At 61.0% G+C, this 26,955-nt stretch carries 24 protein-coding genes; 11 read left to right on the forward strand and 13 right to left on the reverse strand.

The features are described 5' to 3' along the window. From CP958_RS06110 to CP958_RS06135, 6 genes are all read right to left on the reverse strand, one after another. Entirely contained in the window at positions 1–873 is an 873-nt protein-coding gene (locus CP958_RS06110) for a branched-chain amino acid ABC transporter permease (RefSeq protein WP_096701098.1), read from the reverse strand. 5 nt (positions 874–878) lie between these two features. Then, positions 879–2,822 carry an AMP-binding protein gene (locus CP958_RS06115; RefSeq protein WP_197706362.1) on the reverse strand — a complete coding sequence of 648 codons (1,944 nt, stop codon included), beginning with the start codon at positions 2,820–2,822 and terminating at the stop codon, positions 879–881. After that, positions 2,809–3,624, reverse strand: coding sequence for an ABC transporter ATP-binding protein (locus CP958_RS06120; protein ID WP_096701099.1), 816 nt, complete (start codon positions 3,622–3,624; stop codon positions 2,809–2,811). The genes CP958_RS06115 and CP958_RS06120 overlap by 14 nt, the downstream gene beginning before the upstream one ends. Further along, positions 3,621–4,421, reverse strand: coding sequence for an ABC transporter ATP-binding protein (locus CP958_RS06125; protein ID WP_096701100.1), 801 nt, complete (start codon positions 4,419–4,421; stop codon positions 3,621–3,623). The genes CP958_RS06120 and CP958_RS06125 overlap by 4 nt, the downstream gene beginning before the upstream one ends. Positions 4,422–4,462: 41 nt before the next feature. Continuing rightward, positions 4,463–5,779: an FAD-dependent oxidoreductase gene (locus tag CP958_RS06130; RefSeq protein ID WP_170958854.1), complete on the reverse strand. Its 1,317-nt coding sequence runs from the start codon at positions 5,777–5,779 to the stop codon at positions 4,463–4,465. A 127-nt stretch (positions 5,780–5,906) separates the two neighbouring features. Beyond that, the gene (locus tag CP958_RS06135; protein ID WP_096701102.1) at positions 5,907–6,719 is read right to left on the reverse strand and encodes a universal stress protein; all 813 of its coding nucleotides are present in this window, start codon (positions 6,717–6,719) and stop codon (positions 5,907–5,909) included. Between the two features lie 307 nt (positions 6,720–7,026). On the opposite strand from CP958_RS06135, the gene CP958_RS06140 reads away from it, so the two are divergent. Then, positions 7,027–8,676, forward strand: coding sequence for a class I adenylate-forming enzyme family protein (locus CP958_RS06140; protein ID WP_096701103.1), 1,650 nt, complete (start codon positions 7,027–7,029; stop codon positions 8,674–8,676). A gap of 28 nt (positions 8,677–8,704) precedes the next feature. Here CP958_RS06140 and CP958_RS06145 read toward each other — a convergent pair whose 3' ends face one another. The 3 genes from CP958_RS06145 to CP958_RS06155 all read right to left on the reverse strand — a co-directional run bounded on the left by CP958_RS06145 (position 8,705) and on the right by CP958_RS06155 (position 11,245). Beyond that, positions 8,705–9,373, reverse strand: coding sequence for a TetR/AcrR family transcriptional regulator (locus CP958_RS06145; protein WP_170958855.1), 669 nt, complete (start codon positions 9,371–9,373; stop codon positions 8,705–8,707). A 124-nt stretch (positions 9,374–9,497) separates the two neighbouring features. Next, entirely contained in the window at positions 9,498–10,643 is a 1,146-nt protein-coding gene (locus tag CP958_RS06150; protein ID WP_096701105.1) for an ABC transporter substrate-binding protein, read from the reverse strand. A 134-nt stretch (positions 10,644–10,777) separates the two neighbouring features. Further along, entirely contained in the window at positions 10,778–11,245 is a 468-nt protein-coding gene (locus CP958_RS06155; RefSeq protein WP_096701242.1) for a MaoC family dehydratase, read from the reverse strand. A 172-nt stretch (positions 11,246–11,417) separates the two neighbouring features. Between CP958_RS06155 and had the strand changes: the two genes are divergently transcribed. The 4 genes from had (at position 11,418) to CP958_RS06175 (ending at position 15,679) form a co-directional block, all read left to right on the forward strand. Further along, on the forward strand, positions 11,418–12,506 hold the full coding sequence (had, locus tag CP958_RS06160) for a 6-hydroxycyclohex-1-ene-1-carbonyl-CoA dehydrogenase (protein WP_242442774.1): 1,089 nt from the start codon (positions 11,418–11,420) through the stop codon (positions 12,504–12,506). 11 nt (positions 12,507–12,517) lie between these two features. Continuing rightward, complete coding sequence (gene oah / locus CP958_RS06165; RefSeq protein ID WP_096701107.1) at positions 12,518–13,657, forward strand: 6-oxocyclohex-1-ene-1-carbonyl-CoA hydratase; 1,140 nt, start codon at positions 12,518–12,520, stop codon at positions 13,655–13,657. Continuing rightward, positions 13,657–14,430, forward strand: a complete 774-nt coding sequence (locus CP958_RS06170; RefSeq protein ID WP_096701108.1) for a cyclohexa-1,5-dienecarbonyl-CoA hydratase — start codon at positions 13,657–13,659, stop codon at positions 14,428–14,430. The genes oah and CP958_RS06170 overlap by 1 nt, the downstream gene beginning before the upstream one ends. Before the next feature lie 211 nt (positions 14,431–14,641). Continuing rightward, positions 14,642–15,679: an acetyl-CoA hydrolase/transferase family protein gene (locus tag CP958_RS06175; RefSeq protein WP_170958856.1), complete on the forward strand. Its 1,038-nt coding sequence runs from the start codon at positions 14,642–14,644 to the stop codon at positions 15,677–15,679. Here CP958_RS06175 and CP958_RS06180 read toward each other — a convergent pair. The 3 genes from CP958_RS06180 to CP958_RS06190 all read right to left on the reverse strand — a co-directional run bounded on the left by CP958_RS06180 (position 15,663) and on the right by CP958_RS06190 (position 18,643). Next, positions 15,663–16,424, reverse strand: a complete 762-nt coding sequence (locus CP958_RS06180) for an enoyl-CoA hydratase/isomerase family protein (protein ID WP_096701110.1) — start codon at positions 16,422–16,424, stop codon at positions 15,663–15,665. The two genes, CP958_RS06175 and CP958_RS06180, sit on opposite strands and share 17 nt — an antisense overlap. Before the next feature lie 63 nt (positions 16,425–16,487). Beyond that, positions 16,488–17,336: a MaoC/PaaZ C-terminal domain-containing protein gene (locus CP958_RS06185; protein WP_096701111.1), complete on the reverse strand. Its 849-nt coding sequence runs from the start codon at positions 17,334–17,336 to the stop codon at positions 16,488–16,490. Positions 17,337–17,356: 20 nt separating this feature from the next. After that, positions 17,357–18,643 (reverse strand): acyl-CoA dehydrogenase family protein, encoded by a 1,287-nt coding sequence (locus tag CP958_RS06190; RefSeq protein WP_242442775.1) that lies wholly within the window; start codon positions 18,641–18,643, stop codon positions 17,357–17,359. A gap of 130 nt (positions 18,644–18,773) precedes the next feature. Here CP958_RS06190 and CP958_RS06195 point away from each other — a divergent pair, with 130 nt between their 5' ends. The 6 genes from CP958_RS06195 to CP958_RS06225 all read left to right on the forward strand — a co-directional run bounded on the left by CP958_RS06195 (position 18,774) and on the right by CP958_RS06225 (position 26,254). Beyond that, positions 18,774–19,475 (forward strand): CoA transferase subunit A, encoded by a 702-nt coding sequence (locus CP958_RS06195; RefSeq protein WP_096701113.1) that lies wholly within the window; start codon positions 18,774–18,776, stop codon positions 19,473–19,475. 17 nt (positions 19,476–19,492) lie between these two features. Further along, positions 19,493–20,170: a 3-oxoacid CoA-transferase subunit B gene (locus CP958_RS06200; protein ID WP_096701114.1), complete on the forward strand. Its 678-nt coding sequence runs from the start codon at positions 19,493–19,495 to the stop codon at positions 20,168–20,170. Positions 20,171–20,287: 117 nt separating this feature from the next. Then, positions 20,288–21,292: an efflux RND transporter periplasmic adaptor subunit gene (locus CP958_RS06205; RefSeq protein WP_096701115.1), complete on the forward strand. Its 1,005-nt coding sequence runs from the start codon at positions 20,288–20,290 to the stop codon at positions 21,290–21,292. A gap of 4 nt (positions 21,293–21,296) precedes the next feature. Beyond that, positions 21,297–24,011, forward strand: a complete 2,715-nt coding sequence (rbbA, locus tag CP958_RS06210) for a ribosome-associated ATPase/putative transporter RbbA (RefSeq protein ID WP_096701116.1) — start codon at positions 21,297–21,299, stop codon at positions 24,009–24,011. Between the two features lie 5 nt (positions 24,012–24,016). Further along, the gene (locus tag CP958_RS06215) at positions 24,017–25,144 is read left to right on the forward strand and encodes an ABC transporter permease (RefSeq protein ID WP_096701117.1); all 1,128 of its coding nucleotides are present in this window, start codon (positions 24,017–24,019) and stop codon (positions 25,142–25,144) included. A gap of 405 nt (positions 25,145–25,549) precedes the next feature. Beyond that, positions 25,550–26,254 carry a class II aldolase/adducin family protein gene (locus CP958_RS06225; RefSeq protein ID WP_242442784.1) on the forward strand — a complete coding sequence of 235 codons (705 nt, stop codon included), beginning with the start codon at positions 25,550–25,552 and terminating at the stop codon, positions 26,252–26,254. Between the two features lie 7 nt (positions 26,255–26,261). Here the strand turns inward: CP958_RS06225 and CP958_RS06230 are convergent, their stop codons facing one another. Further along, positions 26,262–26,909 carry a TetR/AcrR family transcriptional regulator gene (locus tag CP958_RS06230; protein ID WP_096701120.1) on the reverse strand — a complete coding sequence of 216 codons (648 nt, stop codon included), beginning with the start codon at positions 26,907–26,909 and terminating at the stop codon, positions 26,262–26,264. Positions 26,910–26,955: the final 46 nt, after the last annotated feature.

Raw genomic sequence — 26,955 nt, forward strand, 5'->3', positions numbered from 1 at the left:
TCACACCCTCTCGATATCGCGTTGGCCGAACAGGCCGAAGGGGCGGATCATCAGCACGGCGATGATGATGACGAAGCCGATGATTTCCTTCATGGTCGGCGCCAGATAGCCGCCGGCCAAATTCTCCGCCACCCCCAGGAAGACGCCGCTGAATCCGGAGCCCAGCACCGAGTCGAGGCCGCCGAGAATGGTGGCCGGGAACGCCTTCAATCCGACGTGATACAAGCTGGGCGACACGTTGTAGATCAGAGCGAAGAACACTCCGGCGATGCCGGCGATCATGGAAGACCCCATCCATGCCACCGCATGAATCCGCGCGGCACTGATCCCCATTAGTTGGGCGGCACGCTCGTCGCTGGCCACCGCCCGCATCGCCTTGCCCACCCGGCTATACCGGAAGAACAGCCATACCCCACCAGTGACGGCGAGAAGCGTCGCCATCACGGCGATCTGGCCGGTGCGTATCCCAGTCTGGCCGATCTGGACAACGTCCCGCCCTACGCCGAGATCGAGGGCATGCGGATAGGGATCCCAGATGAGTTGAATAACCGAACGCAGAATGACCGACAGGGCGATCGTCACCATGACGGTGGCAAAGACGGGTTCTCCCAGCATCGGCCGCATGACCACCCGCTCGATCACCAGGCCGAGCAGCAGAGACGCAGCCAGGGAGCCGCCCGCCACCAACCACACATTGCCGGGAACCAAGCTGGCAAGGCTCCAGGCGACATAGGCGGTCACCATGGACATCTCACCCTGGGCAAAGTTGAGCAATCCCGTTGCCTTGTAGATTACGGAAAACCCCATCGCAACCAGACCGTAGATTGCACCCACGGCTATTCCAGATATGACTTGGTCTACGAAGTACTGCATAAGCGTCACTCCCCGTAAATTTCTACGAGCTCTTTTGCGAACTTCTTATTAATAATACTTCTCCTGACCTTCTGCGTAGCCGTTAGCTCGCCATCATCATGGTCGAGTTCCTTTTCCAGGATCACGAACTTCCGAATATTCTCGACGCGAGCGAATCGGCTATTGACCTCGTCCACGACCCCTTGCACCAGGGCTTTTACCTCCGGCAGCACGGTCAGAGACTTGTAGGTGGTGTAGGCGAGGGAACGCTCCTGCGCCCACCGCCCCACGGTATCGACATCGATCTGGATAAGAGCACCAAGGAATTTCCGTGCCTCACCGACCACGATCGCCTCGGCGATGAAGGGACTGTCCTTGATGGCGTTCTCGAGTTCGGACGGGGCTATGTTCTTGCCGCCGCTGGTGATGATGATCGCCTTCTTGCGGTCAACGATGGAGATTTCCCCATCATCCAGTACCTCGACGATATCGCCTGACAACAACCAGCCGTCCGAAGTAATGGTCTCGACCGTCGCCCTCTCGTCACGGAAATAGCCCTTGAAGATACCCGGGCAGCGAATTTGAATCTCGCCGTCATCGGCCAGCCGCCACTCTACTCCCTGCAGCGCAACCCCAGCGGCACCGACTCGCCGCTTACCTGATCGTTGCAGGAAAACAACACCGCCGGACTCGGTCAGGCCATATCCCTGACTCACCGGCAATCCGATGATGTCGAAGAAACGCATCAGCTCGGGCGACACCGCCGCACCAGCACATAGGCGGTGCCTCGACCGGTCCAGGCCCATGTAGCGGTGGATGTTGCGGAACATCCCCCAATAGAGGATGAAGGATAGAAAGCGGTCCCACAGCCCCGGGGAATAGGACGGCAATTGCCGCCGGTCGGACAACGGACGCCCCAGCTTCATGAAGAGGTCGAACGCCCTTCTCTGGAACGTCCCGCTTTCCTGGAGCTTGAATAGAAAGCCCTGATGCAGCTTCTCGTAGATACGGGGGACGCCGATGAAAAAGGTCGGAGCGATCTCCCGAACATTGATGGCAACCGTATCGATGGATTCAGCGAAATTGACTCGCCCGCCCATGACCAGTTGCATCACCATGGAGTAGCAGCGCTCGGCCATGTGACACAGCGGAAGATAGCAGACGGCTTCGTAAGGCACGCCCTCCATCTCACATCCATTCGAATAAGCGTAGGCCGAATAGATGATGTTGCGGTGCGAGATCATCGAGCCCTTGGGCGGGCCGGTGGTACCCGATGTGTAGACGAGAAAGCAGCAATCGTCCGGCGCCCCGATCTCGATGGAGGCGTCGAGGTCGGCTTCGGCCGAAGGATGATCCCTCAGATAGCTATCGCCGAGAGCGAGCAGGGTCTCGTAGGACATCACCTTTTCATGGGTGTAGTGGCGCATGCCCTTCATATCGACGCAGATGACATGCTCGACGTCGGACAAACCTCCTTCGTTCGCCAGGGCATCAAGGACTTTATCCGTCTGCTCCTGGTCCCCGGCGAACACCACCCGCGCCCCGCTGTGCCGGACAATGTATTGCAGTTCCGGCCAGGGATTGGTTGGGTAGATGCCGACCACCACGGCCCCAAGGGATTCCGCCCCAAGATCGGCATAGAACCATTCCGGCGTATCCTCACTGGCGATCGCTACCCGGTCACCGGCCCCGACCCCGAGCGCCCGCAACCCCAGGGCGACACGACGCACAGTGGCGTAGTAATGATTCCAACTGTAACGACGCCAGATTCCCCGATCCTTTTCGCGCAACGCCAGCGCATCGCCAAGGGTCTGAGCCCGGTAGCGGAGCAGTTGCGGCAGCGTCGTATCGCCTTGAGCCAGACGGCCGGCGAGAGACACGGATTCGAGCCCCATCATCGGGGCCGAGACGGCAGCGCCCTCGGTATCGCACTGACTGGATTTCTTCTGATCAGCCTCAGCAACAAACATCGGCAGGTGCCTCCCCACTCTGCGCCGTAAGGTCGCTGCCCTTGGACCCAAAATAGGCCTCGGCCACCACGGGGCTGCGCCCAATCTCCTCCGGAGTTCCCTCGGCGATCTTCTTTCCGAAATTCAGAACATGAATGCGATCGGAGATATCCATCACGATTCGCATGTTATGCTCGATCATCAGTACGGATGTTCCGTATTCGTCGCGAATATCCATGACGAATCTGGCGATATCCTCAGTTTCTTCCTGATTCATTCCTGAGACCATTTCATCAAGGAGCAACAGTTTCGGCTTCGACGCCAGGGCTCGCCCTAGCTCGACCCTCTTTTGCTGTCCGTAGGACAGAGCGCCGACCACCTTGTCGCGGATATCCTCGATCTCGAGAAATTCGATAATTTCCTCGACGGTCTCGCGGGCGGCGAGTTCCTCACGGCGAGCTCCTCCGAAGAAGGTCGCGCAGGCGAACACCCCCGAGCGGAGCTGGGCATGCAGGCCGACCAGCAGGTTCTCGACCACCGTCCCGTGCTTGAACAGCGCGAGATTCTGAAATGTCCGGCCAATACCGTTGTTGACAAATTTCCAGGCAGGCACCTGGGTCATGTCCTCGCCATCGAAGACAATCCGCCCGGCCGTCGGCTTCAGGACGCCGCTGATCAGATTGAATAGGGTGGTCTTGCCCGCGCCGTTCGGCCCGATGACGCTGCAAATCTCGCCGCGTCCGACGGATAGGCCGACCTCGGAAACGGCGATCAGGCCACGAAAGGCTTTGCTCACCTGGTCGGTAACCAGAAGCGGGCTCATGACAGCCACCGCTTGCGACGCTTGTAGTGCTTGATTTCACGCAGACTCTTGCGCTGGGCACCGGAAAGGCCAAGGTAGAACTCCCTTACGTCGGCGTTGCCCTCAAGCGTTCTCGCCTCACCATCCAGCACGATCCGCCCCCGTTCGATGATGTATCCATAATCTGCGATGGCGAGAGCGCGCTGGGCGTTCTGCTCCACCAGCAACACGGTCAAGCCGAGATCGCCGTTCAGCCGCCGAATGACCTCGTAGATGTGTTCGATAACGATAGGAGCGAGACCCAACGACGGCTCATCGAGGACCAGTACACGGGGAGACCCCATGAGCGCCCGCCCGATCGCCACCATCTGCTGCTCACCACCGGAAAGGTAGCCCGAGATCTGCCGCCGACGCTCGGCCAAGCGGGGGAAGAGATCGAACACCACCGCCCGACGCTCCTCGATCACGCGCCGATCGGCGGTATAGCCGCCCATGTCCAGGTTCTCGTCAACGGTCAGGGACGCGAACAGGCGGCGGCCTTCCGGCACCTGGACAATTCCTCGTCGAACGATTTGGTCTGGGCGCAAGGCCGTCAGGTCGATGCCGTCATGGGTGATGGAACCGGCCTCGATCTCGCCGTCCTCATCGTCCAGCACGCCCGACAACGCCTTCAGCAGGGTCGATTTTCCCGCACCGTTCGATCCCAGCAGCGCGACAATCTTGCCGGGCTCGACACGGATGGAAACATCGCGAACCGCCTCGATGGCGCCGCCATAGATCACCTGAAGGTTTTTTATCTCTATGACATCTGTGGACATGACGGATTTCGCCTGCTCAGTTTTAAAACGATCTTCGCTGTCTACTGCAGCCCTTGAGACATCCCTCGATCAACAACGATCTGGTCGACCACCAGCCTGGCCGTCTCGGCGCAGGCCTGGGTACCGCCATTGCCGTAGGCCTTCACGGCATCCCCAACGCACCACAATCCGGCCACCCCGGTTTCGCGCGGCAGGTCGTAGCCGGCACAGCTGCGCTGGCACGGCCAGTCGCCCCGCATCACCCGGATGGACAGCATCTTCACGGTATCGAAGCCGGGGAACTGCTCCCGCAGATCCTCCAGGGCGTATTGGATTTCCGCTTCCGCATCGAAATCACCGAGTGCAGGGACCGGCACCGCATAAGCCACGTATTGATGCCAACCGGGGGGCGCCAGCTCGGGACAGGTGGCCGTCAGGTTGGCCATGTTGCAGAGCCGGCGGGTCTTGCCGAAGGTGACGATTCCCGGCGCCTCGAGCAGCGGCTGGCGGCTGGCGAAATTGATGACGATGTTGGCGGCTGGCTTCAGGCGGTTCCTGACCAGTCCCACATAATCCGAGGGAAAGCTCTCCTCCCCGCCCAGATCGACGGTCAGCTTCGGGCCGGCATTGCTGACCACGATCCCGGCATCGATACGGATGGCCTCCCCTCCCTGCCGGACGACCACGCCGCACACCTTGCCGTTCTCGATGAGAATCCGCTCTACCGGCGCTTCCAACCGGATATCGCATCCCTTTCTCTGTGCCGCTGCGGCCAGATCCTCCCAGGCGCCGATCGTTCCACGGGGGCAGAAGCCGAACCGCTTGAATGCCCCCTTGCTGGTGAAATAGGTGAGAAAGGCCCGCGCCGGCAGTTCATCCGCGTTGCAGCTGAAAATCGCCGCGCAGAGGTTCCGGAAAATCCCATGAACCGTCTCGTTCTTGGTGTATCCGGATAGCCAATCCTCGGTGGACTGGCTGCCATCGGGCAGGGAACCGGCGCGGGCCTCGGCAAACTTCTCGAGAATCTTCGCCGCCTGCTTGGTCAACCCACCGAGCAGCATGCCCCAGCCGCCGCTCCCGACATCCACGACCCTGTGGTCCAGGTAGAACGCGCTGGCCGGCTTCGGCAGCCGAACGTCCAGCGGCTGGCCCAGCGCGGCGAAAGTTTCCTCGAACACGCCGCCCAGTTCCAGTGCGATCGCCCCGATATTGACCTTGAAGCCGTCGATGACCTCGGTGGAGGCGCGTCCGCCGACCCTGTCCAGCGATTCCAGCAGCACGGTCGAAAAGCCAGCGTTGGCCAACCGGGCTGCGGCACAGAGGCCACCGGCACCTGCGCCGATCACCACCGCGTCAAAACGCTCCACTCGATCAACCATCACTCCCTCCAGGAAAATACGCGACCCACTCACCATAAAGTAAACCGGACATCCGGTCTATTAATTTGCATACCTGACCTGCATATTTTTCATTATGCTGCGCCGCAGCGCCCGCCCCGCCCCCTTGTCAATGAGCCATCAAAACCGGCAGGGTCATATGGCGCAACAGGTGCTGGGTCGCCGAGTTACGCAGCAATGAGGGGCCGTCATGACCGTGCGCCCCCATCACCAGAAGATCGACTCCCATGTCGAAAGCGCGCGACAGCAGCATATCCATCTTGCCGATGTGGTCGTTAGGCAGATGCTCGCCCACTGCAGCCACCCCCCACGACAACAGGTGATCCAGGATATCCACCGGAGGACAACCAGCGGCTTGAGCCACCTCGACCCCAGGCTGACGCATGGAAACCACCGTCACCGAGTCCGCCACGGCCAATAGAGGCATGGCATCGTGAACGGCACGCGTTACTTCCGGCGAAGCATTCCACGCCACCAGGATTCGGCGCCCGAGAGCAACGTGCCGCCAAACATAGGGAACGATCAGCACCGGCCGACCGCAGTTCAGCACCACCCGCTCGATCATATCCTCGGGGACCAGGGAGCCCCCCTCCTCCGGCTGCCCCAGGATCACCAGATCGAAATACCGGGCGCAGAAAGCCAGTTCGGAAACTACGAAATCCGGCTCGCCATGAGGCAGACGCCACCACCGGCCATCCACCCCCCTCTTTCGACAGAGATCGTCAAACTGGGCCGCCGCCTTATCAGCGGCCTGATCCAGACCTTCGCTGGAGCGGCGCGCCACCGCGCTGATACGATGTTCTTCGCTTTGGGCGAAGAGCCCCGTCAGACGCCCGCCAAAGCGCGACATCAAATCGAGGGCGATTTCAATCCGCGCCTGAGCCCGCGCGGAGCCATCGACGTGAACAAGGATGTCTTTCATGCGCCCCCCGTTCGAAGAACAATTGACTGACCAGTCGTTTATCTTGCAATAAGGTATTCCGTACTCCCCCGTTCCGTCAACAGGGAAGAGACCGAACCTATAGCGAGCCCCTTAAAGCCCAAAAGCCACCACCCTCTCTCCCGGATATTTGGCTCTCTCGGCGCTACACGTTCTGCCGGCCCAGCAAACCATCATACTGCCTAGAGAGTTATGGTCTCTTGACGAAAAGGTATCACCCCCCCTAATCTCCAAACAAAAGTGACCGTACAGTCATTTTTCCCGTAAGAAAAAGCTGGGGAGGACATCCATGAACGCACACATCGTAAAGCCGGGGGCACTCAACCTACGGTCTTCTATTGCCGTCGATCCTGCGGAACGCAGAGCCCTCGAGGCCAAGGGAATTTGGGGGGACGACACCCTGTCAGGCTGGATCGCCGATAACGTCACCCGCTCGGGCAACGCTTCCGCCGTGGTAACGAATGATCACACGGCGACTTACCGCAATCTCGCCAACGACATCGAGCGCTTCGCCCGTGGTCTCTACGATCTCGGGGTGCGCACCGGCGATGTCGTATCGGTGCAGCTTCCCAATTCGTACGAATTTATCGTCGCGTATTTCGCCATCGCCAGGCTGGGGGGAGTGCTGTCGACGGTCCACATGCCCTATCGTACGGCCGAAATCACGACCTTATTGCGACATGCGGGCAGCGTGGCATTCATCTGCTACGGCGCCATAAAGGACTTCGCCCCTGCCCACGAGGTCCTGGTGCGAAAAGACGAACTCCCAGCTCTGGAGCATGTGATTGCCGTGGGAGAACCCGTTGCCGGCACCAGCTCCTTTTCCGAATTGCTGCAGTCCGAAGCTGCTCTGCCTGCCGACATCACCCCGGCGGCGGCCAATCCCTTCCTGTTGCTGTTCACGTCTGGAACCAGCGCCAGCCCCAAAGCGGTCCCCCTCACCTACCAGATGACTCTGGGTAACGCTCGGGCGGGAGCCGTTGAACACGGGCTGTGCCAGGGCGATAAGGTGCTGTCGGTAGCGCCCTTTACTCACCTGCTTGGCCTTTACGCCCTTCACCTGACCACAAAAGTGGCCGGATCGAGCATCCTCTTCCCCGCCTTCACTCCGCCGGACCTTGCCCAGGCCATCACCAAGCATCGCCCCACCGTTCTGGTGTGTGCGCCAGCCCATCTCAACGGCTTGATGATCAGCGGCCTGTTGGAAAGCCTCGACCTGTCTTCCATTCGCCTGATCATCACCGCCGGAAGCGCTTTGTCGCCCGACGTTGCCAAAGCCGTCTCCAAACGCCTCCCCGCCGGTTTCCTGACCAATCTGTGGGGGATGACGGAGTTGCAGGCGGGCCTCTATACCAGACCGACCGATTCGTTCGAGATCGCCACCACGACATCAGGCCGCCCCGCCCCGGGGGCCGAGGTCCGCATCGCCGACCACGATGATCATCCCGTCGCCCAAGGCGAGGAGGGAGAACTCCAAATTCGCGGAGGGCTGCTCTTTCGGGGGTATTATAACAATGAAGATGCCACGCGGCAGGCATTCACCCCAGACCGCTGGTTCCGGACTGGTGACCTGGCCGTAATGGACAAGAGTGGCAACGTCCGCATTACCGGCCGCAAAACCGAGATCATCAACCGAGGAGGCATCAAGTATAATCCGCTCGATATCGAGATCATGCTCGGCAACCATCCGAAAGTGATGGAAGTGGCCATCATTCCCTATGAGGACACCGTCCTTGGGCAAAAGGCCTGCTGTTTTGTGGTGCCGACGGATGCCTACAAGCCCCCGACGCTCGAGGAATTGTGCGCCCATTTGATCGAAGGCGGCGTATCGAAGGTGAAGCTTCCGGAACGGCTCGAGGTCATCGATGAGATGCCGATCACCCCGACCCGCAAGATCATCAGGGGACGACTGAAAGCGCTACTTGCCCGGAAGCTGTAGCCGCTCCGCCAGCGCCGCCCGACACCGGTCAGGCGGCGCCGTTGCGAATCTTCTCGAATTCCCGGCGGCCGGAATCCGTCAGGAACGGGTGGATCAGTATCTTCTCACCTTCCGCCATGTATTCGTCAGGCGAATAGCGATCCCGGAAAGCCCAGTTCTTCAGGGCCCACGAATGTCCGAACATAATATACTGATACGCCATGATATCCGTATTCAGCTCGGACATCATCCCGCCATGGATGCATGCCTCGAGGCACTGGCGGATGACTCTGGCAATCTTCGACTCGAGAATCTTGATCTGGCGCCGCTGCTCGGGAAGGAGATCCTTCGTTGAGCAATAAGCCAAAGTGACTTCCTGCGTATGTTCGGTCGCCAGCCTACAATGCATTCCCAGGACCTTGATGAGAACATCAAGCGCATTCTCCTTGGGAAGCAACCTCTGAATTTCCTCGAAATTATATTTTTCGATCACATGGCGCAGAACAAAGAACAAAAGGTCGTTCTTGTCCTTGAAATACCGATAAACCAGCCCCTTGCTGATGGGAACCGCGTTGGCCACATCCTCAATGGTGGTTTGAAAATAGCCCCGCTCGGAAAACAGCCGGATGGCCGCTGCGACAATCTGAGCCCGGCGCTTCTCCGCAACCGTCTGGGGCTCCCCATCTCCATCGTCCTCGACAGCAATCACCTCAGCCACTTCATTCACCTTTACAACCGAACCACCCCGAGATGACCAATGGTCCATCGATATATTTTGGCGGCCTCGGTCTGTCAAGGGCAGCGACCCTGGCGGCCAAGGGCCGACCAGGGCCGTAGCCACCTCAGTCGAGCAGAACGAAGTCGCCGTTTTTGACCTCGAACATTTTCAGGCTGTCGATGCTGAGCCCCAGATGGTCGGTGGGGCTCATGTTGAACGTTCCGGCCGTTGCCACCAGGCCTCTGATTCCTTCGATGGCGTCGCGCACCGCCACCTTGTCCGTGGAGCCGGCACGCTTGATCCCCTCGAGAGCAACCATCAGCCCATCATAGGCGAGACCGACGAAAACCGAAGCTTCCGCCTTGTGCGCCTCTTCGTAAAATTTCTTGATCTTGCTGACCACCGGCTTTTGCGGATCCGAGGCCGGAACCTGCTCGGCGACCTGCAGGGCGATCCCGGGAAGACGGAAACCTTCCGCCGCGGGACCAACCAGCTTGAGGAAGTCCTTCGACGAGACACCATGGGATTGGTAGATGGGCAGATTGATCCCCAGTTGGCGAATATTCTTGGTCGCCACGGCCGGGCCGGCCCCCGTCCCGAATACGAACAGCGCCTGAACGCCCGCGGCCCCCCGAATCTTAGTCAGCTGGGTGGTGACATCGGAATCCTTGGGTGAATAGGTCTCATCGGCAACGATCTCGATCCCGTATTTGGGAGCCACCATCAGCGTCTGCTCGCGCCCCGACTTGCCAAAGCCCACATCCTCGGACAGCAGCGCCACCTTGGTGATACCGCGCTTCTTCATATCCATGAAGATACGTTCAGCCACCATACGATCGGTATGAGGAGCCTTGAACACCCACTTCTTGACCGGATCGACAATCGCCACGCCGCCACCGAAGGAGACGTAAGGAATCTCCGCCCTCTCGACGATCGGAATGACACCCATACTTGTCGGCGTGCCGCTCCCTCCCATGAGAAGATCGACCTTATCCACCTCGATCAGTCGCTTGGCAAAGCCTATGGCCTTGGCCGTGTCGCTCTGGTCGTCATAGATGATCAGCTTGACCGGGCGGCCGAGCACGCCACCTTCCTTGTTTACGACATCAATATAGCTCTCCAGGAATTTCTTCTCCGGATCTCCATTGATGCTCAACCCTCCGGTTGCCGACAGAAACACCCCGATCTTGACGTCTTCCACGGCAAACGCCGCACTCGACGCCAGGGTTACGACGGCGATTGCCGCACACCTCCAAATCCTCCTGAACATGGCTTTCCCTCCACTAAGCTTATCCGTTATTTTATGCCACTTTACGGCACTGGACTGACTAGTCAGTCATCAAAACGCTAAGCCCTGTCGAGATAGAAGTCAACACCACGCCCGTACGGACCGCCCCACCTTGCCTATGGCCGCCGCCTCAACATATTCGCGGCCTTCATGCTCATGACCACATCATCGCCCTGATTCAACACCTCGATGAACGAAGTGACGACGCCGCGATCAGGCTTAGAGCGCGATGGGGTCACGGCAGCTACGGTGACACGAAGGGACAGACAATCCCCTGGACGAACCGGCCGCGGCCACCGCACCTCATCCAGCCCCGGCGAACCCAAACTGGCTACTTTCGACAGGTAGTGCTCGCAAAACATCCGCATCATAAGCGCAGCCGTATACCACCCGCTCGCGATCAGACCGCCGAATATCGTCTCACGCGCCGCCTCAGGATCCATGTGGAAGACCTGAGGGTCATACCGCGAGGCGAATGCAATCACTTCATCGAACTCGACCGTGATCGCCCCGAACCGATAAACGGCCCCCTGAGGGTAATCCTCGAAATAGCGATCATCGATAGCGCGACTGAAAACGTCCACGTCACCCCCACCAATCACAACAATGACCACAAGGTCATCACGATATATAAACACTACCCCCGCCCAACCCGATGCGTCAAGTAGCGAAAAACATCAATAATTTCAATATATTATCATAACAGCAAGTTTGCTGTTGACACGACATCGGGAATCATAGACTGAATGTACGGTCATGTTTTTGAAGGTGGCTAAAATGACCAGTTCGTATTACCGCTGGCAAATGACTGAAGTCGGCAAACCGATGTCTAAGGTACCCTTTGACCCGCAGCCGCTCGGGGATGACGAAGTGCTGGTTCGCGTTGCCGGCTGCGGCGTCTGCCATACCGACCTCGGATTTTTCTTCGATGGGGTACGGACCAACAAGAATCTGCCCCTGACCCTCGGGCACGAGATCAGCGGCTATGTCGAAATCGCCGGCGCCGGAGCCACGGCGTGGCTCGGCAAGGCGGTCCTCGTCATCGCTTCGATTCCATGCGGAGAGTGCGATCTCTGCCGCCGTGGCAAGGGAACGATCTGTCGCAATCAGATATTCCTGGGCAGCGATACGGATGGCGGCTTTGCCTCACACATCAAGGTCCCGGCCCGCGGTCTATGCGCGGTCGATGAACGCGCGCTGAATCTGGCGGGCTTGACGCTTCCGCAGGTGTCGGTGGTCGCCGATGCGGTCACCAGCCCCTTCGAGGCGGTACATCAGTCGGGGCTAGGCGCCGGTGACTTGGCCATCGTCAACGGGGTCGGAGGTGTCGGTGGCTATTGCGCTCAGATCGCCCACGCTTTCGGAGCCGCCGTGGTGGCCATCGATGTGGACCAGGCCAAGCTCGACATGATCGCCGGGTATGGCGCCGATCTGACCATCAATGCCAGAACGGCGGATGGCCGCGAGCAGAAGAAGCTCATCGCGGCCTTCGCCAGGGAACGCGGCCTGCGCTCGACCGAATGGTTCGTTTTCGAATGCTCCGGTACCAAGGCTGGGCAGGAGAACGCCTTCGGCCTGATGGTTCACGGTTCTACCTTGGGTACCGTAGGCTTCACCATGGACAAGGCCGAGGTTCGGCTGTCCAACCTGATGGCGCTACACGCCCGCGCACTCGGAAACTGGGGCTGCCTACCCGAAAAATACCCTCTGGCTCTCCAACTGGTGCTGTCCGGCAAGGTCAACCTCAAAGACTTCGTCGAGACCCACCCGCTCGAGAACATCAATGAGGTTTTCCACGATATCCACGAACGCCGCCTGACCCGGCGCGCGATCTTGATTCCCTAGGAGTTCGCTCAATGACCACGACTACCGCTTCCATCATCGAGGCAACCCGTCCCCACGAACTGCACGACCACAATCTGGTGCCGGAACAGATCGTTCCCGGCATCATCGTCGAGAAGAAGCCGGCCAGGACGCCCGACGGCAAGATCGCCGAGGGGCTCTACAATTACTGGATTACCTTCGACAATCAGAAGCAGTTCAATTCGTACACCACCGAGATGGTCAAGGGGGCTATCTTGGCCTTTCGTGCCGCATCGGTGGCACGTGACGTCGTTGCGGTGGTGTTCACCGGCGCCGGCGACAAGGCGTTCTGCTCGGGCGGCAACACCAAGGAATACGCCGAATATTACGCCGGCAATCCGCAGGAATACCGCCAGTATGTGCGGCTGTTCAACGATATGGTCTCGGCCATTCTGGGCTGTGACAAGCCGGTGATCTGCCGCGTCAACGGCATGCGCATTGGCGGCGGACAGGAAATCGGCATGGCTGCGGATTTCTCGGTCACCCAGGATCTGGCCCGCTTCGGCCAAGCCGGTCCCAAGCACGGTTCGGCCCCCATCGGTGGTGCCACCGACTTCCTGCCGGTGCTGATCGGCTGTGAGCAAGCGATGATTTCTGGCAGCCTGTGCGAGCCGTGGTCGGCCCACAAGGCCTATCGCCTGGGCATGCTCACCGACATCGTGCCCGCACTCAAGGTGGACGGCAAGTTCGTCGCCAACCCGCTGGTGATCACCGACCGCTATCTCGACGAATATGGCAAAATCATTCACGGCGAGCCGAAAACCGGCGACGAATTGGCCGCCGGTAAGGCTCTGATGGCCAAGGGCACCATCGATCTGTCGCTGCTCGACGCCAAGGTCGAGGAACTGTGCAGCAAGATTCTGCTGACTTTCCCCGAATGTTTCCTCAAGACCATCGAGGAACTCAGGAAGCCCAAGCTGAACGCCTGGAACGCCAACAAGGAGAACAGCCGCGATTGGCTGGCGCTCAACATGATGACGGAGGCCCGCCTCGGCTTCCAGGCCTTCAACGAAGGCACCAAGGACGACCGCGAAGCGGATTTCGTTGGATTGCGCCAGGCCCTGGCCAAGGGGACGCCATGGTCGCCGGAACTGGGGCAGAGCCTAATGCCGGCCGCGCGGAGGGGCCAGTAATGACCGCCGCCTCTCCCCTCCGGGTGTGGCGGGAATGCGACGGCAAGCTGCTGCGGCTGCGGCTGTCGCGCCCCAAGGCCAACATCGTCGATGCCGAGATGATAGCGGCACTTGACGATGCCCTGGCCGAGGGCATTGCGGATCGCCATTTGTGCGCCGTGCTGCTGGATGCCGAAGGATCGCATTTCAGTTTCGGAGCCTCGGTCCCCGAGCATCTGCCGGAGACCTGCGCCGCCATGATCCGGTCCTTGGACAGGCTTATCCTACGAATGGTCCGCAGCCCCGTCCCGATCCTGGTGGCGGTTCGGGGACAGTGCCTGGGTGGCGGTCTGGAGGTGGCCTGCGGCGGCCACCTCGTCTTCGCCACACCTGACAGCCGCTTTGGTCAGCCGGAAATCCAGCTGGGTGTCTTCGCGGCAGCGGCGTCCTGCCTGCTGCCGGAACGCATCGGAAGGGCCCAGGCGGAAGACCTGCTGATCTCCGGACGCTCCATAACCGGTCAGGAAGCGGCGGCGATGCAATTGGTCAACACGGTATCTGATGATCCCGAGGCCGCCGCGCTGGCCTATTTCAACCAGCATCTCGCCCCCTGCAGCGCCAGTTCGCTTCGCTTCGCCGTCCGCGCTGCCCGCGTTGGAATGGTCAAGCGGGTCGAGGTCAATTTGGCGGCTGTCGAAGAACTGTATCTGGACGGCCTGATGTCTACCCATGATGCGGTCGAGGGGCTGCGGGCCTTCATCGACAAGCGCCCCCCCCAGTGGCGCGACGAGTAGCCCCATGCCGCAGCGGATAGAGCCCAAGGACGTTTGTCGATATGTCCGCGCCGGAAGCCGGGTCTTCGTACAGGGTGGGTCGGGCGAGCCCACCTCGCTCCTGTCGGCCCTGTGCGAAGCTGGAGGCAGCTGCGGCGATGCTCACTATGTCGGGGTGTTCCCGCCGGGGATCAACCGGTGGGACCCCGCCTCCTTTGCCTTGGGGGCAAGGATGACAGCGTTCTTCGGGACGCCGGAACTGGCTCCTTCCCTGGCGACGGGAGCGACTCGCCTGTTACCGCTCCACTACAGCGGCATCATCTCATACCTTGAAACCTTCGGGGATTTCGATGTTGCCCTGATCCAAGTATCGCCACCCGATGGTTCGGGAACCTGCAGCCTGGGAGTATCGGTGGATTTCGTACCCGCCGCATTGTCGCGGACCAAATGCGTCATCGCTGAAATCAATCATTCAATGCCGACCCCTCCGGGTAGCCCCAGAATTCCCCTGGATATCATTGACTACGTCGCCGAGGTCGATCATCCGCTGGTCGAGCCGTCGGCCGATTCCGAGGATGAGGTCAGCCGCAGGCTGGGGGAGATCGTCGCTTCGCTGGTTCATGATGGCGACACCATCCAGATGGGAATGGGGCGTATTCCGACGGCGGTACTGACCGCCCTGCGCACCCGGAACGACCTAGGTTTTCATTCCGGCCTGCTGACCGAACCCGTGCTGGGATTGATCAAGAACGGCAACATCAACGGCGCGAGGAAACCGACGGATACCGGAATCGCCGTCACCGGTATCGCCTTCGGATCACAGCCGTTCTATCAGTCTCTGGGCCAGGAGCCTTGCGTTGCGTTCCGCCCCGCATCCTATACCCACGACCTCGACGTGATTCGCAGCCTCGAAAACTTCGTTGCGATCAATTCGGCCATCGAGATAGACCTCGACGGACAGATCAACGCCGAGTTCATCAGTGGCCGCCAGGTGAGCGGTATCGGCGGCCTGGGAGACTTCATGCGAGGGGCCGGCCTTGCCCGCAACGGCAGGTCGATCATCGCCCTGCCGTCGCGGGCGGGAAAGGGACGGTCGAGAATCGTTTCCCGGGTGGAAAAGGTAACCTGCGCCAGGGTCGATGCCGATATCATCGTCACCGAATACGGTATCGCCGAGCTTCGCAACAAAGCCCCCAACGAGAGAGCTGAGGCACTGACGGCTATCGCGGCACCGGAATTCCGCGATCAATTGATCAAGAGCGTGATTTGATCGCCATGATTCGATCAACAAATTCCGGACGGTCAGCGCAAATCTTGAAGGCTGCCAATTCGGCATCCAATTGCTGATCGAAGGTCCGATCCCAACCTCCGGAAAACAGAGTCTTGGCCTTGCCGACGGCAAGCGGATCCAACCTCGCTAATTGCTCCGCGAACCGAGACGTTTCGGCTTCCAGCGCATCGCCGGATACCACGCGATTGACAAGCCCCAGCCGCAAGGCTTCGGCCGCACCGATCGGGGCATCAACCAGGGCGATCTCAAGAGCCTTTCGCATCCCCACCAAACGTGGAAGCCGGTAGGACAGGCCACCATCGCAACTGACGCCAAGCTTTGAATAGGCAAAAATCATCCGGGTATTCTCGGCCGCCACGGCGAGATCACATGCCAAGGCAATCCCCAGGCCGCCACCGGCCACGGCACCGTGCAGGCTGGCGACCACCGGCTTACGCATGGCAGTCAGCGCCCGCATGGTATTCTGGAACCGTTCGACCATGACCGGCACCCGCGAGGGATCAGCGATGAACTCGTCCAGATCACCACCAGCCGCGAAACTGGGGCCAGCTCCACGAATAACCACCACCCTCACGTGCTGATCGGCGTCCAGGCTAATCAATGCCTCCTCCAGGCAGAGTGTGAGGTCGTCGTCGATGGCATTCAACTTTGCCGGTCGGTTCAGAACCACCGTGGCCACCGCGTTGGCATGAGACACCAGAACTGGAGGAATGTTTCTCGTCATGGCTCGATGTCCTATTTCTGTCAAGCCGTATTGGCACTTCTCGATCGGCGCCCCAAAGGCTTTTCAGCAAACCGTCGCCTTGCCGTGGTCGAGCACGACCACGGACCGTTCCATGGAATGGGCACGAAAAGCGACATGGCTGCCATCCTTCCACATCTCCATGCGGATGGTCTCACCGGGATAGACGGGAGCTGTAAAGCGGCACTGCAGCGACGCAAGCCGTTCCGGCCAGTTGTCGCAATAGCCAGCCAAAATTCCACGCGCAGCAATTCCGAAGGTACACAACCCATGCAAAATCGGGCCGGAAAACCCTGCCGCCGCCGCGACACGAGGGTCCACATGCAGTGGGTTTTTATCTCCCGACAGTCGGTAGATCAGGGAGGAGCGTACCGAAGTATGAAAGACGCCGATGGTATCAGCCTTCCGCAAGGGAATGTCGGCCGGTGCCACCGCCATTTCCAAAGGACCGCCGAAACCACCGTCGTCGCGCAAGAGATAGGTGGAATCCATACGGCACAGCACCTCGCCGTTCTCGGCATCGCTGACCTCTCGGGTAACGGAAAGCAATGCCCCCCGCCCCACTCCCCGGTCTGCCAAACCGCTGACCCAGGTCCGGCCCTTAACGGTCGCCGCCGGCGGCAGCGGACGAAACATCGTCAGACTTTGATCCCGATGCAGCAGCCTCCGCCAGGTGATGCCGGTGCCGGAATCACGCATCCAGAACCCGGGATGGGCCAGGACCACGGCCATGGTTGGCACCGCCCGCAAGCCGTCCTCGTAAACGAAGGGCAATTCCTCGTCCGTGCCCCCCATCCCGATTCCCAGGGCATAGAGGATCGTGTCATCGGGGCTGTAGGCATGTACCCGGTCAGGGAACGGCCAAGCCATCAGAGTATCGTAATCGATTGGCACGGCCGCCCTCCCTCATCCACTCAATACGATTTGGGCAATCCAAGAACCCTTTCGGCAAGGAAGGATAGAACCAACTCCCGGCTGATGGGGGCCAACCGCGGGATCATCACCTCGCGGAGATAGCGTTCAACATGATATTCCTTGGCGTACCCCATACCGCCGTGGGTCATGACGGCGGTTTCGCAGGCGCGGAAACCAGCCTCCGCCGCCAGGAACTTAGCCGCGTTGGCCTCGGCGCCACAGGGCTTGCCGGCGTCGTAGAGGGCGGCAGCCTTGAAGATCATCAGATTGGCGGCCTCCAGTTCGGCCCAACAGCGTGCCAGAGGATGCTGGATTGCCTGATTCTGACCGATGGGGCGACCGAACACCACCCGCTCCTTGGCGTACTGGGTAGCCCGCCGGAGAGCGGCCCGGCCAAGCCCGACGGCCTCGGCAGCGATGAGAATCCGTTCGGGGTTGAACCCTTCGAGCAGGTAGCGGAAGCCTTTGCCTTCCTGGCCGATACGATGCCCGACAGGCACGCGCAGGTTGTCGATGAACACCATGTTGGAATCCACCGCCTTGCGGCCCATCTTCTCGATCTCCTTGACCTCCATACAGCTACGGTCGAGATCGGTATAGAACAGGGTCAGGCCATCGATCGGATTGGGGGTGGTCTCGATGGGAGCAGTCCGTGCCAGCAGCAGGATCTTGTTGGCGGTCTGGGCGGTCGAGGTCCAGATCTTGCCGCCATTCACCACATAAACATCCCCTTGGCGCTCGGCCCGGGTCTGGATATGCGCGGTGTCGAGACCGGCATTGGCCTCGGTGACACCGAAGCAGGCTCTGTCCTTGGCCTGAATGATCGGCGGCAGCCAGGCTTGCTTCTGCTCCTCGGTGCCATGAACCGCAACCGGCTTCAGGCCAAAGATGTTGATATGCACCGAAGAGGCGCCGGTAAAGCCTGCCCCCGATTCGGCGATGGTCATCATCATGATCGCCGCCTCTGTGACGCCTAATCCCGCGCCGCCATAGGCTTCCGGAAGCGCGATTCCAAGCCACCCGGCCTCGGCCACGTCCTTGGCGAAATCGTCGGGAAAGCCGCCATGACGGTCCCGCTCGAGCCAGTACTCATCCGGATATTTGCTGCAAATCCGCTGCAGCGACTCTCGGATCTGTGACTGCGTCTCGTCAAAATCGAACTCCATGACGCCTCCTCGTCGTGATTGCCCCCTATTCAAAGAGAGCGACTTCGACCCCAAGGCATTTAAAATGACTTGTCGGTCACTATTGTCGCCGAAGGTACGGCTCGAACCACCCCGTGTCAAGCACCCACATTTTAGGCCACACATGGATTCAATGGGATTGACGGCAGCCCTATTGACAATGTAAATGGTTAGTCAGTCATTTAAAAGAAACGGGTCACACCAGACCCGGCGACAGGGCAGGGACATCGCAATGGACAAGGTCTGTAAAAGCGCCGCCGAGGCGCTTGAGGGAGTGCTGTTCGACGGGATGACGGTCATGGCCGGCGGATTCGGCTTGTGCGGCATCCCCGAGAACCTGATCGCCGCGCTCAAGGAAAGCGGCGTCCGGAATCTCACCGTCATCAGCAACAATGCCGGCATCGACGGTTTCGGCCTGGGAACGCTGCTCGAGACCCGCCAGATCAGGAAGATGGTCTCGTCCTATGTCGGCGAGAACAAGCTGTTCGCCCAGCAATACCTTTCGGGGGAACTGGAACTCGAATTCAACCCACAGGGAACTCTGGCCGAACGGATCCGGGCGGGCGGAGCTGGCATTCCGGCATTCTTCACCAAGACCGGCGTCGGCACCCAGGTGGCCAATGGCAAGGAAATCAGGGTGTTCAACGGCGAAGCCTATGTGATGGAACTGGCGCTGCAGGCCGATCTGTCAATCGTCAAGGCTTGGCGGGGCGATGCTGAAGGAAACCTGGTTTTCCGCAAGACGGGCCGCAACTTCAACCCGATGATGGCGACCGCAGGGACGGTGACCATCGCCGAAGTCGAGGAATTGGTCCCGAACGGCCAGATCGATCCGGATCATGTGCACACGCCCGGCATCTTCGTGCAGAAGATTCTACAAGGGCACGAATACGAAAAGCGGATCGAGCAACGCACCGTGCGCGCACGGACCTGAGGGGGGGAAAAAAGAGCATGCCTTGGACTCGCGACCAGATGGCGGAACGTGCCGCCCGTGAACTCTGCGACGGTTTCTACGTCAATCTCGGCATCGGCATTCCAACCCTGGTGGCCAATTACATCCCGCCGGGAGTCAAGGTTGTCCTGCAAAGCGAGAACGGCATGCTGGGCATGGGCCCCTTCCCTCTCGAGGGCGATGAGGACCCCGACCTGATCAATGCCGGAAAACAGACCGTCACCGAGCTTCCAACCACCAGCTATTTCTCGTCGGCGGACAGCTTCGCCATGATCCGGGGCGGCCATATCGACCTCTCCATTCTTGGCGCCATGCAGGTCAGCGGCACCGGCGACCTAGCCAACTGGATGGTTCCCGGGAAGATGGTCAAGGGAATGGGTGGGGCCATGGATCTGGTGGCCGGCGTCAAGAAGGTCGTGGTCGTCATGGAGCACACAGCCAAGGATGGCGAACACAAGATTCTTGAATGGTGCTCCTTACCGCTGACGGGAGTAGGGGTAGTCGATATGATCATCACCGATCTGGCGGTCTTCACCATCGACAAGCAAGGCGGCGGCCTCACGCTGATCGAACTCGCTCCCGACGTCGATATGCACGAGATCACACAAATGACCGGAGTGGCCTTCGATATCGCACTGGCCGACGGCACCGTGGGGTCGTTCGCGCCATCGGCATGATGGAAGCCCCGAAGAGAGACATGTCAGGTACCGGCTATTGTGGATTGAGCCCGTCCTGAGATTCGCTCATTCTGGCCGGAGGGGAAGGTTCACCGCTTCGAAAGCAGGATCCGTTCCATGCGCGTGTCCCGCATGATCATGGGAATTGTCTGTGGTGCGGTCATCCTGGGCGGTGTCTATGGGACATACCGGGTCGTCCACCCGTCACGGGAGGTCCCCGCCGGAATCGGCGGCGGCAATGGCCGCATCGAGGCCAACGAGGTGGATTTGAGCGCCAAGCATGCCGGCCGGGTGGCGGAAATCCGCTTCCAGGAAGGCGATATGGTGCAGGTGGGCGACGTGGTGGCGCGGATCGATACTGCCGATCTTGAGGCATCCCTGCGCTCCGCCGAGGCCCGGGTCCGGCAGGCCGGGATGACCCAGGCCGAGGCCGCCGCCGTGATCGAGCAGCGCAAGGGCGAGTTGGTGCTTGCCGAGCGCGAGTTCGAGCGCGCCGCCACCCTGCTGTCCAAGGGCACGGTTTCAGAGCAGCGGGTCGATCAGGCCCGGTCCCAGCGCCGCACCGCCGCTTCCGCCCTGGAGGCGGCGCGCAACCGCCTGGAGGCGGCGAAAGAAGCCGCTTCGGCCGCCCGGGCGGAAGTGGAACGTCAGACCCATCTGGTGGCGGACGGCGTGCTGCGCGCCCCCTGTACCGGCCGTGTCCTCTATCGCCTCGCCGAGCCGGGGGAAGTGCTGGCCGCCGGAGGAAAGGTGGCCACCCTGATCGACCTGTCCAACATCTACATGACCCTATTCCTGCCCACGGCCGAGGCCGGCCGGATCGCCCTGGGCGCCGAAGCACGCATCATCCTGGACGTGATGCCCGACCGCGCCGTTCCGGCCAAGGTCTCGTTCGTCTCGCCCAGGGCGCAGTTCACACCCCGGCAGGTCGAAACCCAGCGCGAAAGGGACAGGATGATGTACCGCGTCAAGATCCGCGTCCCCGAGCAACTGGTGCGGCAACACATCGAGCAGGTGAAGACGGGGTTGACGGGTATGGGCTACGTCAGACTTGCCCCAGACGCGGCCTGGCCCGACTGGCTCGAATCCGATCTGACCAAGGCGATAGCGACGGGGCAATGACACCATGACTCCGGCCGTCGCCATCCACGAAGTCCACCATGCCTACGGCAAGGCGGCTGCGTTGGAGGGAGTGTCGCTGGAGGTCGCCGAGGCCTCCAGCCTGGTGCTAATCGGCCCCGACGGCGTGGGCAAATCGTCCCTCCTGGGACTGATCGCCGGGGCCAAGCGCCTGCAGCGGGGGAGCGTCCGGGTCCTGGGAGCGAACATGGCCGAAGCCCGACCCCGTGCCCGGGTCCAGCCGCGCATCGCCTTCATGCCGCAGGGGCTGGGCCGCAACCTCTATCCCGACCTCAGCGTGCGCGAGCACCTGGAATTCTTCGGCAAGCTGTTCGGGCTGAACGCCCACCAACGCGAGGAGCGAGTCGCCGCCCTGCTGGCCGGTACCGGTCTGGCCGCCTTCGCCGGTCGCCCCATGGGCAAGCTGTCGGGCGGGATGAAGCAGAAGCTCGGGCTGTGCTGCGCTCTGATCCACGATCCGGACCTGTTGATTCTGGACGAGCCGACCACCGGCGTCGATCCGCTGTCGCGGCGCCAATTCTGGGAACTGATCGCCGGCATTCGCGCCACCCGCCCGCGCATGACCGTCCTCGCCGCGACCTCCTACATGGAGGAGGCCGAGCAATTCGACCGGGTGGCGGTATTCCATGGCGGCCGCCTGCTGGCCTGCGCCCCGCCGGAAGAGCTGAAATCGGCCGCCGGCCGCGAGACGCTGGAAGAGGTGTTCGTCGCCCTGCTTCCCGAGGAAGCCGGCCGCGATCATCGTCCCCTGCTGAAGACACCCCGCCATGACGGCGACGGCGAGGCACCGGTGATCGAGGCGCGCGGCCTCACCCGCCGCTTCGGCGACTTCACCGCCGTCGATGACGTCAGCTTTTCCATCGGCCGAGGGGAGATTTTCGGATTCCTCGGCTCCAACGGCTGCGGCAAGACCACCACCATGAAAATGTTGACCGGCCTGCTGCCCATGACCGCGGGCCGGGTTCGCCTGCTGGGAATGCCGGTGAATCCCCGGGACCTGTCGGCCCGCCGACGGATCGGCTACATGTCGCAGTCCTTCTCGCTCTACGGCGAGTTGACGGTGCGAAAGAACCTGCGCCTGCATGCCAGGATATTCCACCTGCCACCGGACGCGGCGCGGCGGCGCGAGGACCATCTGGTCGGCCGCTTCGACCTGGCCCCCCATCTCGACAAACTGGCCGGCGATCTGCCGCTGGGGGTCCGCCAGCGACTCTCGCTGGCGGTGGCTATTCTGCACGAGCCGGAAATCCTGATTCTCGACGAACCGACCTCCGGCGTCGATCCGGTGGCACGCGACGCCTTCTGGCGGGAATTGTTCACCCTATCGCGCCACCGGGGCGTGACCATCTTCGTTTCCACCCACTTTATGAGCGAGGCGGCCCGGTGCGACCGAATCGCCTTCATGCATGCCGGCAGGGTGCTTGCGGTCGGAGAGCCAGAGCAACTGCGCCTGGAGCGCCGGGTACATTCCCTGGACGCGGCCTTCATCGCCTTCATGGAAGAAGCCTTGCCTCCTGGGGACGACGGCGATGCCAGCCACTTTCCGGCTCCGCTGGAAAGCCAGCCCCCGCCTCCATCCTTTTCGCTCCGGCGCCTCGGCGCCTTCGCCTGGCGAGAAGGGCTGGAGATTCTGCGCGACCGCGTGAGGCTGGCGGTGGCGCTGTTCGGAACCGCGATCCTGATGCTGATCTTCGGCTACGGCATAACCCTGGACGTGGAGCATGTCGCATTCACCGTGCTGAATCACGACGGATCGCCGGAAAGCCGCGCCTATATCGAGCAGTTCCAGGGGTCCCCCTATTTCAAGGAGAAGCCGACGCTGCGCAATGGATCGGAGCCGACTCTCGCGCTACGCGGCGGAACCGTCGTCGCGGTGGTGGAGATTCCGCCCGATTTCGGCGCCCATTTGCGGCGCGGGCAACCAACCGAGATCGCGGTGACCATGGACGGCGCCATGCCGTTCCGGGCGGAAACGGTAGAAGGCTACGTCACCGGACTGCACCGGCAATTCCTGAACGCGCTGGCCCGCGAGAACGGCATTACCATGCCCCCCGAGCCGGTCCAGGTGGAAACCCGCTTCCGCTACAACCAGGCGTTCCGCAGCGTCGAGGCCATGGTGCCGGCGGTGATCGGCCTGCTGCTGGTGTTCATCCCCGCCATCCTGATGGCCCTGGGCATCGTTCGGGAAAAGGAATTGGGCTCCATTACCAATTTCTACGTCACCCCCACCAGCCGCTTCGAGTTTCTCGCCGGAAAGCAGGTACCCTACGTTGTTCTCGGCATGGTCAATTTCGTCCTGATGGTGATGATGGCCGTGCTGTTGTTCAACGTCCCGATACGGGGCAGCCTGACCGGCCTCTCGCTGGGGGCGCTAGCCTATGTGACGGCAACCACCGGCATCGGCCTGCTGATGTCATCGTTCACCCGGACGCAGATTTCCGCCCTGTTCGGGACGGCAGTCATCACCATCATGCCGGCCACCCAGTTTTCCGGAATGCTGCAGCCGGTCTCCAGCCTGGAAGGCGGCGCCCGTGCCGTCGGCACCTTCTTTCCAACCACCTATTTCCTCAAGATCAGCGTCGGCGCCTTCACCAAGGGCCTCGGCCTGACCGATCTCGCCCCATTCATCGCCGTCCTGGTCCTGTTCGCTCCCGCACTGTGGGGGCTGTCCATGGCCCTGTTGCGCAAGCAGGAGCGGTAAACGTGATGGCACGGTTCAGCACCATCAGAGCCCTGATCAGTAAGGAATTCGCCAGCTTCTTCCACGACTGGGTGCTTGTCGCCTTTTCCCTTTACGCCTTTTCCGTCGCCATCTACGCGCAGGCCTATGGCCTGTCCCACGAATTACATCGGGCCGCCATCGCGGCCGTCGATGAGGACCGGTCGCTTCTGTCTGGGCACATCCTGGCCGCGTTCCTCCCGCCCCATTTCCAAAAACCCGTCCTCATCGGATTGGACGAGATCGATCCGGCGATGAACAGCGCCCGCTTTACTTTCATCCTCGACATCCCCTCCGGATTCGAAGCCGACGCCCGCGCCGGCCGCCGGCCCGTCGTCCAGGTCCTGGTGGACGCTACCGCCATGATGCAGGCCGGTATCGGCGCCGGCTACATCCAGACCATCATCCTCGACGAAAGCCAACGGTTTCTCGGCCGTGACGAGGCCGCGACCGACCGCCCGGCGATCGACCTGCAACTGCGCTTCGCCTTCAATCAGGATATCCAGACCCCACGTTTCTCCGGCATGATGACACTCATCGACCACATCACCATGCTGTCGATCCTGCTGGCCGGCGCCGCCCTGGTGCGCGAGCGCGAGCACGGGACCATCGAGCATCTGCTGGTCATGCCCGTCCGGCCGATCGAGATCATGCTGGCCAAGGTGCTGGCCAACAGCGCGGTAATCCTGCTACTCACCGCCATATCGCTGAAGGTGGTCATCGAAGGAGTGCTGGCGGTTCCGCTGGCGGGCTCGCCGATATTGTTCCTGGCCGCGGTGGCGATCTATCTGTTCTTCACCACCGCCCTCGGCATGTTCCTGGGAACCGTGGCCCAATCGATGCCGCAGCTGGGATTGCTGTTCATCTTGGTGATTCTACCCATGACGCTGCTGTCCGGCGGCCAGACCCCGCGCGAGAGTATGCCGGAAATCCTCCAGCAGGTGACGCTGTTGTCGCCCTCGACCCATTTCGTTGCCATCGCCCAGGCCATTCTTCACCGGGGCGCCGGACTGGAGGTGATCTGGCCCAACCTGGCAGCCACCGCCGCCGTCGGTGCCGGCTTCTTCTGGGTCAGCCTACGCCGTTTCCGCCACCACCTGTCGAGCTACAGTTAGGGAGCGTCGGCGATCCAGGCCGGATAGGCCATTTTGGTATTTTAAGCCGATTTTCTTCAATGGTGGGCCTTTGGCGATACCGAGAATGTTTGTGTCGATGACCGACATACTGAGTCCCCTGGCGCCAGAGGCGTTGCCAGCTCCGACGAACAGCTTCTTGGCATTGCTCGCCCCGTCAGACCTCCGGAGACGCGATGCAAACATCGATACCGAGGTGGCCACAAAGATAAACCGTTCCAATTCAGATACTTGCCTTATCCGCTGTGACTGGAGCGGCCTCCCGTCCGAGAAGAATGATTCGGGGGGCTTCCTCCTGTCTGAATGTGAAACGAAGGGGGCATAGCTTTAGCGTTGTTGGTCGCCGTGTTTCATGGTCTCATAGATACAGTTCCAACTGTTTGTATGATGGACCCAGTGACAGACCGTCAGAGACTCGTCCGCATCGCGGCCCGTGCGCTTGGCCGCCACGGCTTGGTGCATGCTTATGGCCATTGCAGCCAACGGCTGGATACGGGCAGCTTTCTGGTTTGCAGTCCCAGGCCCATGGGTCTGGTCGCGGCCGGAGAGAATGGCATCGTGGTTCCGGTTGACGGTGAATTGCCGGTCGGCACCCTGGGAGAAGTCAGGATACACCAAGCGATCTATCGGAGTCGGCCGGATGTCGGCGGCGTTGCCCGCATCATGCCTCCGATCACTGTGGCGTTGTCGGTTCTGCGGATCACTGCCCGTCCATGGCATGGTTTCGCCTCTTACTTTGCGCCGTGTCCGCCACTTTGGGACGATCCATTGCTGGCCCGTGATACCGTGCGTGCCGAGGGAATCGCGGAAACGCTGGGAGAGGCGCCAGCCGTCGTGATGCGAGGCAACGGAGCAGTTACCGTCGGCGCCAGCTTGCAGGACGCCGTGGTGTTCGCTTGGTATCTGGAAGAGGCGGGACGGATCGAACGCTTTGTCCTCGACCTCCATGGCCTGGGCGATCCATCCCTGCTTACCTCCCACGAGATCGAACATCGGGCGGTTCGAGCTGGCGGCATATTCGAGCGGATGTGGGAATATCTGACCGTCGGCGATCCAGAGGGGCCGTATCCCTATGAGGGCCCGGGCGCCTGATGCCGGGTCAAGAGACGCGGTTCCGGCGCTTGAGCGAGCCTTCAAGGTAGTTCGAAACCATATCGCGCCATACGAAGAGCAGGCGTTCCACCTGCTTCATATCGGGACTCCAAATCGCACGGATAGCGGCGCCGCGGACGATATTGATCGTCAGCCATAATATATCGGCTGCATGTTCGGGGGACATGCCATGGTCCAGCATGGTCTTCTGCCACTCGTCTTCCACCGGCTGGCGATAGTTCCGCATGATTACCAAGGCCTGCTTCTTGAACTCGGCATCCTTGCAACCGGTCAGCAGCCAGTCCAGACCAACATAGAAATAGTCGCTGAAATAGAAGGTGGCGGCGTCTTTTATGACGGCATCGAGCGGATCGTCGGAGAACGGTAAATTCTTCGCCAGCGCTACCCCATAGGACCGGGACATGTCGAAGACATATTCCATAGTGGCCAGGACCAAGTCGTTCTTGCTGGGAAAATGGTGCACCTGGGCACCGCGCGATACTCCCGCCCGTTTAGCGACCTCGGCGGTGGTGAAGCCGGCATAGCCACGCTCCTTCAGCACGACGAAGGCCGCGTCCAGGATACGCCGCTTCATCCGGTCGCTGCGCTCCTCCTGGGTCCGTCGCGGGCTTTTTCCCTGATCGCTTTGATTCATGCGCCTAGCCTGACTCGATTTGGCCCCTCGGCCTCTCTGGGTTCAT

This window comes from Magnetospirillum sp. 15-1 (assembly GCF_900184795.1).
Classification (GTDB): Bacteria; Pseudomonadota; Alphaproteobacteria; order Rhodospirillales; family Magnetospirillaceae; genus Phaeospirillum.

Excerpts from the sequence above, each read along its gene's own strand:
- CP958_RS06110 (WP_096701098.1), bottom strand. The coding sequence starts at position 873 with ATGCAGTACTTCGTAGACCAAGTCATATCTGGAATAGCCGTGGGTGCA.
- CP958_RS06115 (WP_197706362.1), bottom strand. The coding sequence starts at position 2,822 with ATGTTTGTTGCTGAGGCTGATCAGAAGAAATCCAGTCAGTGCGATACC.
- CP958_RS06120 (WP_096701099.1), bottom strand. The coding sequence starts at position 3,624 with ATGAGCCCGCTTCTGGTTACCGACCAGGTGAGCAAAGCCTTTCGTGGC.
- CP958_RS06125 (WP_096701100.1), bottom strand. The coding sequence starts at position 4,421 with ATGTCCACAGATGTCATAGAGATAAAAAACCTTCAGGTGATCTATGGC.
- CP958_RS06130 (WP_170958854.1), bottom strand. The coding sequence starts at position 5,779 with ATGGTTGATCGAGTGGAGCGTTTTGACGCGGTGGTGATCGGCGCAGGT.
- CP958_RS06135 (WP_096701102.1), bottom strand. The coding sequence starts at position 6,719 with ATGAAAGACATCCTTGTTCACGTCGATGGCTCCGCGCGGGCTCAGGCG.
- CP958_RS06140 (WP_096701103.1), top strand. The coding sequence starts at position 7,027 with ATGAACGCACACATCGTAAAGCCGGGGGCACTCAACCTACGGTCTTCT.
- CP958_RS06150 (WP_096701105.1), bottom strand. The coding sequence starts at position 10,643 with ATGTTCAGGAGGATTTGGAGGTGTGCGGCAATCGCCGTCGTAACCCTG.
- had (WP_242442774.1), top strand. The coding sequence starts at position 11,418 with ATGTTTTTGAAGGTGGCTAAAATGACCAGTTCGTATTACCGCTGGCAA.
- oah (WP_096701107.1), top strand. The coding sequence starts at position 12,518 with ATGACCACGACTACCGCTTCCATCATCGAGGCAACCCGTCCCCACGAA.
- CP958_RS06170 (WP_096701108.1), top strand. The coding sequence starts at position 13,657 with ATGACCGCCGCCTCTCCCCTCCGGGTGTGGCGGGAATGCGACGGCAAG.
- CP958_RS06175 (WP_170958856.1), top strand. The coding sequence starts at position 14,642 with ATGACAGCGTTCTTCGGGACGCCGGAACTGGCTCCTTCCCTGGCGACG.
- CP958_RS06180 (WP_096701110.1), bottom strand. The coding sequence starts at position 16,424 with ATGACGAGAAACATTCCTCCAGTTCTGGTGTCTCATGCCAACGCGGTG.
- CP958_RS06195 (WP_096701113.1), top strand. The coding sequence starts at position 18,774 with ATGGACAAGGTCTGTAAAAGCGCCGCCGAGGCGCTTGAGGGAGTGCTG.
- CP958_RS06200 (WP_096701114.1), top strand. The coding sequence starts at position 19,493 with ATGCCTTGGACTCGCGACCAGATGGCGGAACGTGCCGCCCGTGAACTC.
- CP958_RS06205 (WP_096701115.1), top strand. The coding sequence starts at position 20,288 with ATGCGCGTGTCCCGCATGATCATGGGAATTGTCTGTGGTGCGGTCATC.
- rbbA (WP_096701116.1), top strand. The coding sequence starts at position 21,297 with ATGACTCCGGCCGTCGCCATCCACGAAGTCCACCATGCCTACGGCAAG.
- CP958_RS06215 (WP_096701117.1), top strand. The coding sequence starts at position 24,017 with ATGGCACGGTTCAGCACCATCAGAGCCCTGATCAGTAAGGAATTCGCC.
- CP958_RS06225 (WP_242442784.1), top strand. The coding sequence starts at position 25,550 with ATGGACCCAGTGACAGACCGTCAGAGACTCGTCCGCATCGCGGCCCGT.
- CP958_RS06230 (WP_096701120.1), bottom strand. The coding sequence starts at position 26,909 with ATGAATCAAAGCGATCAGGGAAAAAGCCCGCGACGGACCCAGGAGGAG.